This window comes from Nocardiopsis sp. CA-288880 (assembly GCF_050955985.1).
Classification (GTDB): Bacteria; Actinomycetota; Actinomycetes; order Streptosporangiales; family Streptosporangiaceae; genus Nocardiopsis; species Nocardiopsis tropica.
Map to the genome: position 1 here is coordinate 3,246,094 of NZ_CP192105.1, position 15,475 is coordinate 3,261,568.

The 15,475-nt window shown below is 76.0% G+C and carries 12 protein-coding genes; 8 read left to right on the forward strand and 4 right to left on the reverse strand.

From position 1 onward, the window contains the following. Positions 1 to 2: 2 nt before the first annotated feature. Positions 3 to 3,182, forward strand: a complete 3,180-nt coding sequence (locus tag ACQPYD_RS13860) for an ATP-binding protein (RefSeq protein WP_433701401.1) — start codon at positions 3 to 5, stop codon at positions 3,180 to 3,182. 137 nt (positions 3,183 to 3,319) lie between these two features. Here ACQPYD_RS13860 and ACQPYD_RS13865 read toward each other — a convergent pair whose 3' ends face one another. Both ACQPYD_RS13865 and ACQPYD_RS13870 read right to left on the reverse strand, forming a co-directional pair. Continuing rightward, on the reverse strand, positions 3,320 to 4,129 hold the full coding sequence (locus ACQPYD_RS13865; protein ID WP_433701402.1) for a peptidoglycan recognition protein family protein: 810 nt from the start codon (positions 4,127 to 4,129) through the stop codon (positions 3,320 to 3,322). Positions 4,130 to 4,530: 401 nt separating this feature from the next. Beyond that, a complete protein-coding gene (locus ACQPYD_RS13870) occupies positions 4,531 to 4,881 on the reverse strand; it encodes a DUF3817 domain-containing protein (RefSeq protein WP_433701403.1) in 351 nt (116 codons plus the stop codon). A gap of 467 nt (positions 4,882 to 5,348) precedes the next feature. On the opposite strand from ACQPYD_RS13870, the gene ACQPYD_RS13875 reads away from it, so the two are divergent. Then, on the forward strand, positions 5,349 to 6,167 hold the full coding sequence (locus ACQPYD_RS13875) for a siderophore-interacting protein (protein WP_433701404.1): 819 nt from the start codon (positions 5,349 to 5,351) through the stop codon (positions 6,165 to 6,167). An 81-nt stretch (positions 6,168 to 6,248) separates the two neighbouring features. On the opposite strand, the gene ACQPYD_RS13880 is transcribed toward ACQPYD_RS13875, so the two are convergent. After that, on the reverse strand, positions 6,249 to 6,554 hold the full coding sequence (locus tag ACQPYD_RS13880) for a hypothetical protein (RefSeq protein ID WP_267949839.1): 306 nt from the start codon (positions 6,552 to 6,554) through the stop codon (positions 6,249 to 6,251). Positions 6,555 to 6,758: 204 nt separating this feature from the next. On the opposite strand from ACQPYD_RS13880, the gene ACQPYD_RS13885 reads away from it, so the two are divergent. Together ACQPYD_RS13885 and ACQPYD_RS13890 are read left to right on the forward strand one after the other, a co-directional pair. Further along, positions 6,759 to 7,220 carry an N-acetyltransferase family protein gene (locus ACQPYD_RS13885; RefSeq protein WP_433701405.1) on the forward strand — a complete coding sequence of 154 codons (462 nt, stop codon included), beginning with the start codon at positions 6,759 to 6,761 and terminating at the stop codon, positions 7,218 to 7,220. 147 nt (positions 7,221 to 7,367) lie between these two features. Then, a complete protein-coding gene (locus ACQPYD_RS13890) occupies positions 7,368 to 8,210 on the forward strand; it encodes an aminoglycoside 3'-phosphotransferase (RefSeq protein WP_433701407.1) in 843 nt (280 codons plus the stop codon). A 121-nt stretch (positions 8,211 to 8,331) separates the two neighbouring features. Here ACQPYD_RS13890 and ACQPYD_RS13895 read toward each other — a convergent pair whose 3' ends face one another. Continuing rightward, positions 8,332 to 9,243 (reverse strand): LysR family transcriptional regulator ArgP, encoded by a 912-nt coding sequence (locus ACQPYD_RS13895; protein ID WP_433701408.1) that lies wholly within the window; start codon positions 9,241 to 9,243, stop codon positions 8,332 to 8,334. Positions 9,244 to 9,315: 72 nt separating this feature from the next. Here ACQPYD_RS13895 and ACQPYD_RS13900 point away from each other — a divergent pair, with 72 nt between their 5' ends. From ACQPYD_RS13900 to ACQPYD_RS13915, 4 genes are all read left to right on the forward strand, one after another. Beyond that, positions 9,316 to 9,936 (forward strand): LysE/ArgO family amino acid transporter, encoded by a 621-nt coding sequence (locus ACQPYD_RS13900; protein ID WP_433701409.1) that lies wholly within the window; start codon positions 9,316 to 9,318, stop codon positions 9,934 to 9,936. Positions 9,937 to 10,176: 240 nt separating this feature from the next. Next, a complete protein-coding gene (rhaI, locus tag ACQPYD_RS13905; RefSeq protein WP_433701410.1) occupies positions 10,177 to 11,355 on the forward strand; it encodes an L-rhamnose isomerase in 1,179 nt (392 codons plus the stop codon). Then, on the forward strand, positions 11,343 to 13,442 hold the full coding sequence (locus tag ACQPYD_RS13910; protein WP_433701411.1) for a bifunctional aldolase/short-chain dehydrogenase: 2,100 nt from the start codon (positions 11,343 to 11,345) through the stop codon (positions 13,440 to 13,442). Before rhaI ends, ACQPYD_RS13910 begins: the two co-directional genes overlap by 13 nt. Continuing rightward, entirely contained in the window at positions 13,439 to 14,944 is a 1,506-nt protein-coding gene (locus tag ACQPYD_RS13915; protein WP_433701412.1) for a rhamnulokinase, read from the forward strand. The genes ACQPYD_RS13910 and ACQPYD_RS13915 overlap by 4 nt, the downstream gene beginning before the upstream one ends. Positions 14,945 to 15,475 lie beyond the last annotated feature (531 nt).

Here is a 15,475-nt window from a genome sequence, read left to right on the forward strand (position 1 = left end):
ACATGCGATTCGGGGTGCTGGGGCCGCTGGCCGTGTGGACCGACGACGGCGGGCCCGTCAGGATCGGCGACGCCAAGGTCCGCGCCCTGCTGGCGTCCCTGCTGCTCGCCCGCGGACGGCCCGCCCCCGCCGACCGCCTCGTCCGGGACCTGTGGGGCGACCGTCCGCCGGTCAGGCCCACGGCCGTCCTCCAGGCCCGGGTCTCCCAGCTGCGCGGCGACCTGGAGCGCGCCGAGCCCGGGGCCCGCGCCCTGGTCCGCCACCGCGCCCCCGGCTATCTGCTGGAGGCGGACGACCTCGACGCCGCCCGTTTCGAGGACCTGGTCCGCCGGGCGGGCACGGCCGCCGACCCGCGCGGCAGGGCCGACCTGCTCGCCCGGGCCCTCGATCTGTGGCGCGGCCCGGCCCTGTCCGAGTTCTCGGACGCCGAACCCGCCCGCTCCGCCGCCGCCCGGTGGGAAGAGCTGCGGGTGACCGCCGTGGAGGAGCGGGCCCTGGCCCGCCTCGAACTGGGAGAGCACCCCGCGCTCGTCGCCGAGCTGGCCGAGGAGGCCGCCCGCCACCCCTACCGCGAACGCCTGCACGCGGCCCACATCCGGGCCCTCTACGGCGCGGGCCGCCAGGGCGAGGCGCTCGCCGCCCACGAACGGCTCCGCGCCCGGCTGGCCGACGAGCTGGGGATCGACCCCGGCCCCGAGCTGACGGCCCTGCACCGCGCGGTCCTGGCCCAGGACCCCTCCCTCGACCCGCCGCGCGGCCCGGCGGACGTCCCGGAGTCGTCCCCGGAGGCGACCCCCGGGCCCCCGGGCACGGGGCTCCCGCCGGCGCCCGTGGGGGACCTGGTCGGACGCGACCTCCAGCTCCGGGCGCTGCGCTCCCTCGTCGCGGACCGGCGCCTGGTCACCCTCACGGGCCCCGGCGGCGTCGGCAAGACGCGGCTGGCCCTGGCGGTGGCTGCGCGGGACCCCGCGGACACCGTGCGGTTCGTGGAACTGGCCGGACTCGCCCCGGACGGCGACCCCGTCCCCGCGCTGGCCGCCGTCCTGGGGGTGCGTGACGACGGGGCCGGCCCCGGGCTCCTGGACAGGGTCGCCGAACTCCTGCGCGGGGGAGGCCCCCTCCTGGTCCTCGACAACTGCGAGCACGTCGTCGCCCCCGTCGCGGACGCGGTCTCCCGGCTCCTGCGCTCCGCCCCCGGCCTGCGGATCCTCGCCACCAGCCGGGTGCCCCTCGACGTGACCGGCGAGCACCTGTTCGCGGTGCCCCCGCTGGACGTGCCCGGGCCCGGCGCGGACACGCCCGAGGCCCTCGCCGGATCCGGCGCCGTCCGGCTCTTCACCGCCCGCGCGGAGGCCGCCGTCGCCGGGTTCGCCCTCGACGAGGACACCGCGCCCGCCGTCGCCACGGTGTGCCGCCGCCTGGACGGCATCCCCCTCGCGCTCGAGCTGGCCGCCACCCGGCTGCGCCACATGCGGGCCGCCGACCTCGCCGTCCGCCTGGACGACCGCTTCGCGCTCCTGGGGATGGGCCGCCGCGACGCGCCCGCCAGGCAGCGCACCCTGCGGGCGGTGATCGACTGGAGCTGGGAACCCCTCGGCGCCCCCGAGCGCGCCGTGCTCTCCCGCCTGGCCGTGCACGCGGACGGATGCGACCTGGCCACCGCCGAGGAGGTCTGCTCCGACGGGGAGGGGGTCCCCCGGGCCCGGGTGCTGGACCTGGTCGGCTCCCTCGTCGACCGGTCGCTGGTCGTGGCCGCCGACCGTCCGGGGGGCACCCGCTACCACCTCCTGGAGTCGGTGGCCGCGTACGCGCTCGAACGGCTGGAGGAGGCCGGGGAAGGGGGGAGGACCCGGGCCCGCCACGCGGCCCACTTCGCCGACCTGGCCGAACGCGCCGACGCGCTCCTGCGCGGCCCCGAGCAGGGGCACTGGCTGGAGCGCCTGGACCGCGAGAGCGCGAACCTGCGCGCGGCCCTGGAGTTCGCGGTCGGCGAGGGCGACGCCCACCTCGCGGCCCGCCTGGCCAACGCCCTGTGCTGGTACCGCTACCTGCGCGGACGCACCGGGGAGGCCCGCGACGCCCTGGACGCCGCGCTCTCCGCCGGGGCCGGCCCGGTCGCGGGCGAGCCCTCCCGGGACCGGGCGCGGCCGGGCGGGGAGGCACGGGCCCGGGCCGTCGTGTGGCGGACGGCCCTCTCCGCCCCCGGGTCCGAGGACGACCGGACCAGGCGCGCCGCCGCCGACGAGGACCTCGCCGGGGTCGGTGACCCGGCCGAGCGCGCCCGGCTGGCCTGGTTCTCGGAGCTCACCCGCTGGGGGCTCGGCGACCTGGACCGCGCGACCCGACGGACGCAGGAGGCGCTCGCCGCCTCGCTGGAGGCAGGGGACCCCTGGTGCGCCGCCGTCTGCCGGGTGGGGCTCGCCCGGACCGCGTTCGTGCAGGGCTCACCGGCGGAGGCCCTGCGCCTGGCCGCGGAGGGCGAGCGCGTCCTGCGCGGGCTCGGGGACCGGTGGGGCGTCCTCCACGCCTCCGACGTCCTCGCCCAGGCGGCGGAGGCGCTCGGGGACTTCGAGGACGCCGCCGCCCGGCACGCCGAGGGGCTGCGGATCGCCGAGGAGCTGCGCCTGTGGCGCACGGTCTCCCTCGAACTGGCCGGCCTGGGGAGGATCGCCCTCCTGGAGGGCGACCTGGACCGCGCCGACGCCCTGCACTCCCGGGCGCTGCGCGTGGCGCAGGAGCACGCCGACGCGGTGGCCGAGCAGTTCGCCGACGCGGGGATCGCGCTGACCGCCCGCCGCCGGGGCGACCTGGACCTGGCGGAGCGGTCGCTGCGCCGCCGGCTGGAGTGGAACCGGCGCGTGGACGGGCGGATCGGGACCGCCTTCATCCTCACCCAGCTGGGGTTCGTCGCCGAGCAGCGCGGTGACGCCGCCGAGGCCCTCGACCTGCACCGGCAGGGGCTCGGCGAGGCCGAGCGCGGCGGCGACCCCCGCGCCGTCGCCCTCGCGCTCGAGGGGCTGGCCGGGGCGCGCTCCCTCGCGGGGGAACACGGGGCCGCGGCCGAACTCCTGGACCGTGCCCGCGCCCTGCGCGACGGGGTCGGCATGCCGCTGCCCCCGGCCGAGCGCTGGGACGTCGACCGGATCGCCGAGCGCATCCGGGCGGGGTCCCGCGCCGGCTGAGCGGGGGCCCGGGGAGGAACGGAGACAGGGGGGGAGGGACGGCGGCCCGGGAGGGGCGGTGCCCGCCGGGGGACGGCGGGCACCGCTGGAGGGGCGCGCACGAGCGACGCCGAACGGGGAGGCGTCCTCGCGCAGGGTCAGCGGGTGAAGTCGTCGGGTCCCCGGCCGGGGCCGTGGTAGAACTCGCGCTGCGGCTCGTCCTCCGGCACGGGCGGGAAGGTCGGTCCCTCACCGGAGGGCTCGCGCAGCGCGCCGAGGTCCACGCCCTGGGCCGTGAGCACGGAGGCGGTGGCGTTGCGCAGGTCGGGGAGCATCGCGTACAGCACGTCCCCGGGGCAGGCGGTGGCGTTGAAGTCCCGGTGTCCGCGGATCGCGCTCTGGGGGTTGAGCCCGTAGGCCCCGCACAGCCAGGACAGGGTGGCGACGAGGGCGTTGGTCAGGGCCTGGGTGGGCCCCGTGGTCATGTAGGTGCCCTCGTTCTCGATCCCGATGCAGGTGCTGTTGTTGTTGGCGACGTGGGCGCCCACCACGTGGTGGCCCGCACCGACGGCCTCCGGGGTGCGGTCGCGGCCCTCCATGACGTGGCCGCCCCGGCTGATGGTCAGCTGCTGCCCGGCGTCGGACCAGCCGTTGCTGTCCATGTGGAAGTTCTGGATCGACCGGGACAGGGCCAGCGCGTGGTCGAGCGAGTAGTTGGTGCTGTTGGGCGTCGCGGTGTGGTGGACCACGATGTAGCTCGGACGCTGGGCCAGGACCTGGATCGGGCTCGACGGCGGCCGGGCGTTCCAGGCGCCCCGCCAGTACAGGAACGAGGGGGCTGCCTGGGCGGAGGCGCTCGTGGCGCCGCCCACGGTGAGCGCGCCGCCGAGGACGGCGACTCCCGAGGCCGCGGCCGCTCCGCGCAGGATGGTGCGCCGGTCCGGTCCGGACGGGTGGGTGTGTGGCATGGGGGGACCCTTCGTGGGGGGTGGTTACTTGCCAGTTCATAAAAGAACACGGACCACGGACCGTGCGCAAAGGGTGACCCGGAGATTTCTCTGTCCGCTTCCGGTCAGAATGCAAACCCCCTGCCCCCGTAGTCAGAGGCCCCGGCCGGGTGTAGGGGGAAAGGCTTTCGCGAGGGGCGCGCGATGACGTCACCGAGGCGTTTCCAGGTTTCCCCGATGTCATTCGCCCGACATTTCCCTGTCGTTTCCGAAGCCATTGGTGAAAGGACCGTGGCCGGTGTGCGCCCCGCCTTCGCGCGACTCGGCGGGAACGCGGAACCCGAGGTCGGGGGAGGCGTGGGAACGGCGCGGGGCCCGGTGGGACCTGTGGTCCCACCGGGCCCCGCGGGGGCGGTGCGGTCTCAGGCGACCGGCTCGGGCGCCCTGTCGCGCCCCTTCGCGCCGGCCGTCAGGCGCCCGCTGCGGTGCAGCCACCAGTCGGCGAGGAGGGTGCCCAGGGGAGGGACGGACGCGGCCAGGGCCACCAGGGTCGGCCACACGCCCCAGCGCAGGTGGAGCGCGGCGGCCAGGGCGACGGCCACGTAGACCATGAACGCCCCGCCGTGCAGGGGGCCGAAGATCTGCACGCCCAGTTCGCTGCCGTTCCCGAGGTACTTGAACCCCATGCCGACGAGGAGGCCGGCCCAGGTGAAGGCCTCGAAGACCGCCACCACGCGGAAGACGGTCGCTGTGACGCGGGGACTGATGTTCACGTTGTTCCTCGGACTCGTTCTCGCTGGACACGGCGGATCCCGGCGCTCTGGGCCGGGACGGGCCTCCAGGCTAGGACATGATGTGGAATGTCCGTCTTCGGGTGTCCGTCGGTCGGGCACGGCGGCCCTCCGCCCCCGCGGGGCGTGCGGCCCCGTCCGCGGCCGCGCGGGCGTCCGCGGGGACGGCGGGCGCCGCGCCCCGGCCGGGTTTCGGAGAGGTGAAGTCTCCGTGCGGGGAGCCCGTCCCGGCGGTGCTCCGCGCCGCCGGCCGGAGCCCCCGCCGCCGTGCCCGGACCGCCGGACCGTGCGGGGCGGTCGGCCGCGCCCCGCGAGCCGCCCCCGGGCGAGGACCAGGGTTTAGGCAAGGCTACCCTCAGCGGTGTTCCGAGGTCGGGCGTCCGAGCCGCCCGCGCCCGTTCCCGCCGCAGTCTCCGCCCAGGGCGGAATCACACCACCGAGGAGAAGCAGTGAGCACCCCGACCCACGAGCGCCGCGTCCAGAGGTACCCGCTCAAGCCGCGCGTCCTCGAAGTGGCCGACGTCGAGCGCGTCACTCCGCGCATGATCCGCGTCCACCTCGGCGGGCCCGACCTCGCCGGGATGGAGAGCGCCAACTTCGACGACCACGTCAAGCTGTGGTTCCCCAACGACGAGGGCGGGCACGTCCTGCCCGTCGTGGAGGACGACCGCTGCCTGAACTTCCGCGCCCCCGGCGTGGTGTTCCGCGACTACACCGTCCGCGCGCTCGACACGGGCGCCCGGCGCCTGACCGTCGACTTCGTCGCCCACGACCACGGACCGGCGGGACGCTGGGCGCAGGCCGCCCGGCGCGGCGACAAGCTGGGCGTGCTGGGCCCCCGCGGCACCGTCCGGATCAGCGGGGAGTTCGACTACCACGTGCTGCTGGTGGACGAGACGGCGCTGCCCGCCGCGGCCCGCTACGTGGAGGAACTGCCCGCCGACGCCCGCGTGTTCGCGTTCTTCGAGGTGGCGGACGCCGGTGAGGAGCAGGAGCTCGAGGCCCCCGTCGGGGCCCGGATCACCTGGCTGCACCGGGGAGGGGCCGAGCCCGGCGCCACCGACCTGCTGCTGGAGGCGTTCCGCTCCCTCGAACTGCCCGGGGGGGACGGGTTCGTGTACGCCGCCGGCGAGGCGAACACCCTCAAGCCGATCCGCCGCCTGCTCAAGGAGCGCGGGTTCGTCCGCCACGCGACCTGCGAGGTCGACGGCTACTGGCGCCGGGGCACCTCCAACCTCGACCACCACGCGGAGGACGACGACGAGTAGGGGGCCCGGGGAGGACGGGCGCGGGGCCCGTGCCCGCGCGCCCCGTCCCCGACGGCGCCGGGGCGGCGCGCGGGGCGGGCCTCACCCGGTCCCGCGCTCCCGCAGCGGGACGAGCATCGCCTCCCGGACCCGCCGCCAGTCCACGCCCCCCAGCCCTGCCACGCCGAGGTCCTCGGCGACCGCCCCGACGCTGTGCAGGTCGTGGTCGTCGACCAGCTCCCGGCCGCCGTCGCCGTCCCTGTGGTCGCGCACCAGGCCGGTGACGTACCGGCGCAGGGCCTCCTCGCCGGTGATCGCCGCCGAGCGGGCGGACTCGTGCCAGCGGGCGTCGTGGGGGATCCACGCCGAGATGACCTCGGTGGGACTGGGGCGCTCGTGCATTCTCATGCAGGGGAAGCTAGCAGGGGGCAGAGCGGGTCCGCGTACTTCCCGGAGCGCGAAACCGCAGGTCGGGGGCGATTGGGTCGGGCCGAATCCCGGGGTGCCCCGGCGTGGGCGGGAGGCTCGGGCAGCCGGGTCCGCGACACGCCGGGAGCACCGACGCCGGGGTGGCGCCGGTGGCCGGATCGGGCCGGTCGGTACCGTGCCGTCATGCTGATTCGTCGTGCCCTGCCCGGTGACGGCGCGGGGATCGCCCGCCTGATCGTGCGCGCGGCCCCGCATTTCGAGGTGAAGGGGTACCCCGACGGCGAGTGGCCCGAGGGGATGGTGGTCCTGGTCGCCGTCGACGGGGACACCGTCGTCGGCTGGATCGAGGGGATCCTCGACGGGGCCTACACGGGCCCCGGCGCCCCGGTGCCGCCTCCCCACGGGTACGTCCTGGCCCTGGTGGTCGACGCGGCGTGGAGGCGCCGGGGGATCGGCACGGGGCTGCTCGACGCGTTCGTGGCCGTGGCGGGACGGTCGGGCACACGCTGGGTGTTCCTGAAACCCGAGGAGGGCGAGCACGTGGAGGAGCGCGTCGCCTTCTTCGAGCAGGCCGGGTTCGCGCCCGTGCCCGACCCCGACGGGACGTGGCCGCCCATGGGTCGGCGGACCCGCGGCGCAGGGTAGCCCGGGGCGGTGGTGGTCCCCGCCCGGGACACGGGCCCGCTCCCGGCCACCACATCGCGCGGGCCGGGGCGTCAGGAGCCGCCGGGCCCGGAGCCCCGCCGCCGGCGCGGTTGGCGCGGGGCCGCCCCCGAATCTACGATCGGGTCCATGACCGACGCGGTGAGGGCCGTCGAACACGCGACGGGCGCCGTCCGGCGGGAGACCGTCGGACTCGGCCTCTCGGGCGCGAGGGTCCTGCGCCTGCTCGACGCCCGGGGACGGCCGGTCGCGTTCGTCAAGCTGGTCGACGACGCGCGGGGCCGCCTCGCCGGCGAGCTCGCGGCGGAGACCGCACGCCTGGAGTGGCTGGCCCGGCTGGGAGTTCCGGTCCCCGAGGTCCTGGGCGCCGGCGCCGACGACGGCGGGTCCTGGCTCGCGACGCGGGCGCTTCCCGGCCGTCCGGCGTCCGACCCCTGGCCCGTGGGGGAACGGGGCCCCGTCGTGGACCGGATCGCCCGCGCCGCCCGGGAGCTCCACGCGACGGCCGCGGACGACGCCCCCTTCGACCGGTCCCTGTCGTCGGTGCTCCCGGAGGTCCGCGCGCGCGTCGCGTCCGGACTGGTCGACAGGTCGTGGGAGATCGCCGGCAGGAAGGGCCCTCCGGCCGCGGCCGTGCTGCCGGAGCTGGAGAGCGCGGCCGAGGCCCTCGGCGACGGCGGGCCCGCGGTCTCCCACGGCGACTTCTGCCTGCCCAACGTGCTCGTCGCGGAGTCCGGCGGGACCGGGTTCGTGGACGTCGGCCGCGCGGGCACGGCGGACCCGCACTCCGACGTCGCGGACATGGCACGGAGCCTGCGCAGCCACATGAACCCCCAGTTCGGACCCGCCTCGGCCGAGAGGTTCCTGGACGCGTACGGCCGCGACCGGATCGACCCCGAGCGGCTCCGGCTGCACGACCTCCTGGAGAGCTTCTTCTGGCCCGTGCCCGAGACGCGCGGTCCCGGGGGCTGAGCCGCGTCCGGCCGGGGCGGCCGCGTCCCGAGGCCGGGCCGGACGCCGGCGGCCCCGCGGCCGGGGAGTCCGGACCGCCCCCCGGCAGGACCCCTCTCCGGCCCAGGGGCCGGGGACCGGGTCAGAAGGGGTGGAGGCGGGCCGCCGCGCCCGCGCGGACGACCTCGGAGATCCGGTCCAGCACGGGCGACCTCAGGTTCCACCGCTGCCAGTACAGCCGTACGTCCACCGGGTGCCCCGGGGCCAGTTCCACGAGCCGCCCGGCCCCGATGTCCGCGACGCACTGCGACTCGGGCACCACGCCCCACCCGAACCCCAGCAGCACCGTCCGGGCGAAGTCCTCCGACGCCGGGATGTAGTGCCGCGGGCCCGACGGCTCCCGCCCCGTCGTCTCCCGTACGAACCGGTCCTGGAGGTCGTCCCTGCGGTCGAAGTTGACCACCGGAGCCCGGGGCAGCAGCTCCGGGTCCGCGCGCCCGCCCAGGTGGCGCGCGTTGAACTCCGGGCTGCACACCGCCCGGTAGCGCATCGCGCCGAGTCCCGCCACCGCGCACCCCTGGACCGCCTCCGGGGTCGAGGTGACCGCCGCCATCACCGTCCCCGACCGCAGCAGCGACGTGGTGTGCTCCTCGTCCTCCCGGTGGATCTCGAACACCGTGCCCGGTTCCGGGGGCGCCTCCGCCAGCGCGTCCAGGAACCAGGTGGACAGGCTGTCGGCGTTCACCGCCAGCGGCACCGACACCGGTTCGGCCCCGCCCCCCGGACCGTCCCCGCCGCCCAGGCGCAGCTCGGCGGCGGTGTCCGCGTCCAGGAGCAGGACCTGGCGCGCGTAGCGCAGGACCACGTCCCCGGCCGCGGTGGTCCGCACCGGGTTCGTCCGCTGCACCAGGACCTTCCCCGTGCTCTGCTCCATCGCCCGCACCCGCTGGGACACCGCCGAGGCGGTCACGTGCAGCCGCCGCGCGGCCGCCTCGAAGGTGCCCTCGTCGACCAGGGTCGTGAGGGTGCGCAGGTGGTCGAACTGGAACGGCATCTTAAGCCTCTCTTCATGGTCCTGAGAAACTTTAGCTTTACTGCACGCCCACCTCGCCCTAGCGTTCTGACGGTGAACGAGACACTCCTCCCCGCCCTGCTCGGATTCGGCACCGGACTCGCGCTCATCGTGGCCATCGGCGCGCAGAACGCCTACGTCCTGCGCGTCGGCATCGACGGCCGCCCGGGCACGGTCCTCCCCGTGGTGCTGGTCTGCGCCCTGTCCGACGCACTGCTCATCACCGCCGGGGTCCTCGGCGTCGGCGCGGTCCTCGGGGCCGCCCCCGGCCTGGTCACCGCCGTCCGGTTCCTCGGCGCGGGGTTCCTCGTCGCCTACGGGCTGATCGCGGTGCGCCGCGCACTGCGGCCGGGGGCGCTCGTGGTCGGCGGCGCGGCCCGGGACGGCCGGAGGGCGGCCGTGGCGACGGCGCTGGTGCTCACCTGGCTCAACCCGCACGTGTACCTGGACACGGTCGTCCTCCTCGGCTCGCTCGCCAACCAGCAGGCCGGCGACGCCCGCTGGTGGTGGGCGGTCGGCGCGGTCACGGGGAGCTTCACGTGGTTCTTCGCCCTGGGGTTCGGCGCGCGGCTGCTGCGCCCCCTCTTCGCGCGTCCCGGGGCCTGGCGGGTCCTGGACGCGCTCATCGCCGCCCTCATGCTGACCCTCGGCGTCCGGATGGCCCTCGGCGCCTGAGCCGCCGCCCGCCGCCCGCCCGCACAGTCCCGGCGGCCCGGACCACGGGGTCCGGGCCGCCGCCGTCGTCTCGGCGTCTCTGGCTATAAAACGTTTCAAGACCACATGTGCGCACGTCATGCGCTGTGCGCTTGAGGGATATTGACACACGAGAAGAGCTGGAGGTAGTTTCAGCGAAACCTGAGTGAAACGATTCAATGACGCCGGTCCGACCGGCAGGTCCCCCGAACGGAGCCCACCGTGGCAGCACCCTCCGACCGCCGCGCCGACGCCCTGGCCGTCCTGCGGCGCCAGCACATCGAACTCCCCTCCTGGGCCTTCGGCAACTCCGGCACCCGGTTCAAGGTGTTCGCGCAGCCGGGGGTCCCGCGCGACCCCTGGGAGAAGATCGCCGACGCCGCCCAGGTGCACCGGCTCACCGGCGCCGCCCCCACGGTCGCCCTCCACATCCCCTGGGACCGGGTCGACGACTACGCCGCGCTCGCCGCCCACGCACGCGACCTGGGCGTGGGCATCGGCACCATCAACGCCAACGTCTTCCAGGACGACGACTACCGGCTCGGCAGCGTCACCAACCCCGACCCCGCCGTCCGCCGCAAGGCGGTCGACCACCTGCTGGAGTGTGTGGACGTCATGGACGCCACCGGCTCCCGCGACCTCAAGCTGTGGTTCGCCGACGGCACCAACTACCCCGGACAGGACGACCTGCGCGCGCGCCAGGACCGCCTCGCCGAGGCGCTGTCGGAGGTCTACGGCCGGATCGGCGACGACCAGCGCCTCCTCCTGGAGTACAAGCTCTTCGAGCCCGCCTTCTACGCCACCGACGTCCCCGACTGGGGCACCGCCTACGCCCACTGCCTCGAACTCGGCGAGAAGGCCGTGGTCTGCGTCGACACCGGCCACCACGCGGCGCACACCAACATCGAGTTCATCGTCGCGTTCCTGCTCAGGGCCGGCAGGCTCGGCGCCTTCGACTTCAACTCCCGCTTCTACGCCGACGACGACCTCATGGTCGGCGCCGCCGACCCCTTCCAGCTGTTCCGCATCATGTACGAGGTCGTGCGGGGCGGCGGGACGGCCGAGGACACCGGCGTCGCGTTCATGCTCGACCAGTGCCACAACATCGAGCCCAAGATCGCCGGACAGATCCGCTCGGTGATGAACGTGCAGGAGGCCACCGCCAAGGCCCTGCTCGTGGACGCCGACGCGCTCGCCGCCGCCCAGCGCGAGGGCGACGTCCTCGCCGCCAACGCCGCCCTCATGGACGCCTACAACACCGACGTCCGGCCGATGCTCGCCCAGATGCGCGAGGACCGGGGGCTCGACGCCGACCCCATGGCCGCGCACGCCCGCTCCGGCTACATGGAGCGCGTCACCGACGAGCGCAGGGGCGGGACCCAGGCCGGGTGGGGCGCGTGAGCGAGCCGGACGCACCCACCGACCACAGCACCCCTCAGGGAGACAGCACCGTGCCCGACTCCGTCGTCGACCAGCTCATCGCCCGCAGCAACGCCCTGGGCGCCGACCCGCGCAACACCAACTTCGCCGGGGGCAACACCTCCGCCGCCGGCACCCGGACCGACCCCGTCACCGGGCGGCCCGTCGAACTCCTGTGGGTCAAGGGCTCCGGGGGCGACCTCGGCACCCTCACCGAGGACGGCCTCGCCGTCCTGCGCCTGGACCGGCTGCGCTCCCTCGTCGACGTCTACCCGGGCGAGGAGCGCGAGGACGAGATGGTCGCCGCCTTCGACCACTGCCTGTTCGGCAGGGGAGGCGCGGCCCCCTCCATCGACACCGCCATGCACGGCCTCGTCCGTGCCGCCCACGTCGACCACCTGCACCCCGACTCCGGCATCGCCCTGGCCACCGCCGAGGACGGCGAGCGGCTCACCCGCGAGTGCTTCGGCGACCGCGTCGTCTGGGTGCCCTGGCGGCGGCCCGGCTTCCAGCTGGGCCTGGACATCGCCCGGATCGCCGAGGAGAACCCCGGAGCCATCGGCGCGGTGCTGGGCGGCCACGGCATCACCTCCTGGGCCGACACCAGCGAGCAGTGCCAGGCCAACTCCCTGGAGATCATCCGCACCGCCGAGGCGTTCCTCGCCGAACGCGGGCGCCCCCGGCCCTTCGGACCGCCCCTGCCCGGCTACGGCGCGCTGCCCGCCGCCGCGCGCCGCGAGCGGGCCGCCGCCCTGGCCCCCGTCCTGCGCGGCCTGGCCTCCACCGACCACCCCCAGGTCGGGCGCTTCACCGACGCCGACGTGGTCCTGGACTTCCTCGCCGGGGCGGAGCACCCGCGCCTGGCCGCCCTCGGCACCTCCTGCCCCGACCACTTCCTGCGCACCAAGGTCCGCCCGATGGTCCTCGACCTGCCGGCCGACGCCCCCCTCGACGACGCCGTCGCCCGCCTGAAGGAGCTCCACGCGGCCTACCGGGACGAGTACCGCGCCTACTACGAGCGCCACGCGGGCCCCGACAGCCCCGCCATGCGCGGCGCCGACCCCGCGATCGTGCTGGTCCCCGGCGTGGGCATGTTCTCCTTCGGCAAGGACGCCAAGACCGCGCGCGTCGCCGGCGAGTTCTACGTCAACGCCGTCAACGTGATGCGCGGCGCGGAGTCCGTCTCCTCCTACCGCCCCATCGAGGAGTCGGAGAAGTTCCGCATCGAGTACTGGGCCCTGGAGGAGGCCAAGCTCGCCCGGCTGCCCCGGCCCAAGCCCCTGGCCTCCCGCGTCGCCCTCGTCACCGGCGCGGCCGGAGGCATCGGCGGGGCCGTCGCCGCCAGGCTCGCGGCCGAGGGCGCGTGCGTGGTCGTCGCCGACCTCGACGCCGACCGGGCAGCCGAGGCCGCCGCCGGACTCGGCGGGGCCGACGTCGCGGTCGGCGTGGCCTGCGACGTCAGCGACGCCGACGCGGTCGCGCGGGCCTTCGACGAGGCCGCCCTGGCCTTCGGCGGCGTCGACCTGGTCGTCAACAACGCCGGCCTGTCCGTCTCCAAGCCCCTCCTGGAGACCACCGAACGCGACTGGGACCTCCAGCACGACGTCATGGCCAAGGGCTCGTTCCTGGTCTCCCGCGAGGCCGCCCGGGTGATGACCGCCCAGGGCATGGGCGGCGACATCGTCTACATCGCCTCCAAGAACGCCGTGTTCGCCGGCCCCAACAACGTCGCCTACTCCGCGGCCAAGGCCGACCAGGCCCACCAGGTGCGCCTGCTCGCCGCCGAACTCGGCGGCCGGGGCATCCGCGTCAACGGGGTCAACCCCGACGGGGTCGTGCGCGGCTCCGGGATCTTCGCCGGGGGCTGGGGCGCCCAGCGGGCCAAGGTCTACGGGGTCGAGGAGAAGGACCTGGGGGCGTTCTACGCCCAGCGCACCATCCTGGGCCGCGAGGTGCTGCCCGAGCACGTCGCCAACGCCGTGTTCGCCCTGACCGCCGGGGAGCTCTCGCACACCACCGGCCTGCACATCCCGGTCGACAGCGGCGTGGCCGCCGCGTTCCTGCGATGAGCGCCGCCCGCACCCCCGGGACGGGCCCGCCCGTGCACGCCGCCGTCGACCTCGGCGCCTCCAGCGGCCGGGTCATCACCGGCCGCCTGGAGGGCGGCCGGCTCCACACGGAGGAGGTCGCCCGCTTCCCCAACGGGCCCGTCCCGGTGCCCGCTCGGGGGCGCGACACCCTGTACTGGGACATCCTGTCCCTGTACCGCGGCGTCCTGGAGGGGTTGCGCCGCGCCGCCGAGCCCCACGGCGGCCTGGCGTCGGTGGGCATCGACTCCTGGGCGGTCGACTACGGGCTGCTCGACGGCGACGCCGCGCTGATCGGCAACCCGGTGCACTACCGAGACGCGCGGACGGCGGGAGCCCCGGAGCGGGTGTTCGAGCACCTGCCCGCCGCCGAGATGTACGCCGTCAACGGCCTCCAGGTCCAGCCGTTCAACACGGTCTTCCAGCTGGCGGCCGCGTCCGAGGGCGGCCGGCTCGCCGCCCTGGACGGCGACCTGCTGCTCATCCCCGACCTCCTGGGGTACTGGCTGACGGGGGAGCGGGTGGCGGAGCTGACCAACGCCTCCACCACGGGCCTGGTCGACGTGGACGCGCGCGCCTGGGCCGACGCGTGCCTGGACGTCCTGGAGGGGCCCTTCGGGGTCCCGGCGCGCCGACTGCTGCCGGGCCTGGTCGAGCCGGGCACCGTCGTCGGCCCCCTGTTGCGGCGGGACGCGGTGGGCGCGGCGGCCGGGGCGCCCCTGGTGGCGGTGGGCTCCCACGACACCGCGTCCGCGGTCGTGGCGGTGCCGGCGGCCACGCCGAACTTCGCCTACGTCTCCTCGGGGACGTGGTCGCTGGTCGGTGTGGAGCTGGACGCGCCCGTCCGCACCGAGGAGAGCCGGGCCGCCAACTTCACCAACGAGCTCGGCGTGGACGGCACCGTCCGCTACCTGCGCAACGTCATGGGCCTGTGGGTGCTCCAGGAGTGCCTGCGCGTGTGGGGCGCAGAGACCGACCTGGCCGTCCTGCTGGAGCGCGCCGCCGCGGTGCCCGCACTGTCCTGCGTGGTGGACGTGGACGACCCCCGGTTCCTGCCGCCGGGCGACATGCCGGCGCGCATCCGCGCGTTCGCGGCGCAGACCGGGCAGGAGCCCCCCGCGGACGAGGCCGCGACGACGCGGTGCGTCCTCGACTCCCTCGCGCTGGCCTACCGGCGGGCCGTGCGCCAGGCCTCCGAGCTGAGCGGGAGGCGCGTGGACGTGGTGCACGTCGTGGGCGGGGGGGCCAACAACGCCCTGCTGTGCCGGCTCACCGCCGACGCCGTCGGCCTGCCGGTCGTCGCGGGCCCCGCCGAGGGCGCGGCCGTCGGCAACCTGCTCGTGCAGGCCCGGGCGGTCGGGGAGGTCCACGGCGGCCTGGCGGATCTGCGCCGGATCGTCGCGGACTCCACCGTGACGCGCCGCTACGAGCCGAGCGGACCCGCCGCGCCGTGGCAGGCCGCCGAGCGCCTCCTGCGGGGGTAGGGCGCCGCTCCCGGGACCGTCCGCCGCCCCTCTGCCCGGCCGCCCCTCTGCCCGGCCGCCCCGGGCCCCGCCCGCCAGGGGCGGGGCCCGGGGCGGCCCGCGGGCGGGGGCGGTGCGGCCGTTCCCGCCCGCTCAGGCGCGGGGGCGGGTCCGGCTCCCGGCCCGGTCCCCGCGGTGGCGCCGCTCCCGCGCGGGCGGAGGTGCGGGCGGCACGGCCGGCCTCTGCGCGGCACCGTGTCCGCCGCTCCCGCGCGGGCGGGGCGCGCGTCCGGACCCTCCGGCGGAGAGGCCGCGCCGCCGGGCGGCGAACACGGGCGGCGAACACCGGTACGCACGCATCCGTCAAGTACTATGTGTAATAGTGATGTAACTCATGGTTATAATCTTGGGCAAGGATGAGCGGTTCAGCACCGAACCCCGTCCCTGGTGCGAGTGAGCCGCCCTGCCCTCGGCACGACGGATCTCCCTGCCCCGGCGAAACGGCCCGCTCCCAAGGCCCTTCGACTTCCTGTCGGCCCCGGTGGCCCAGCG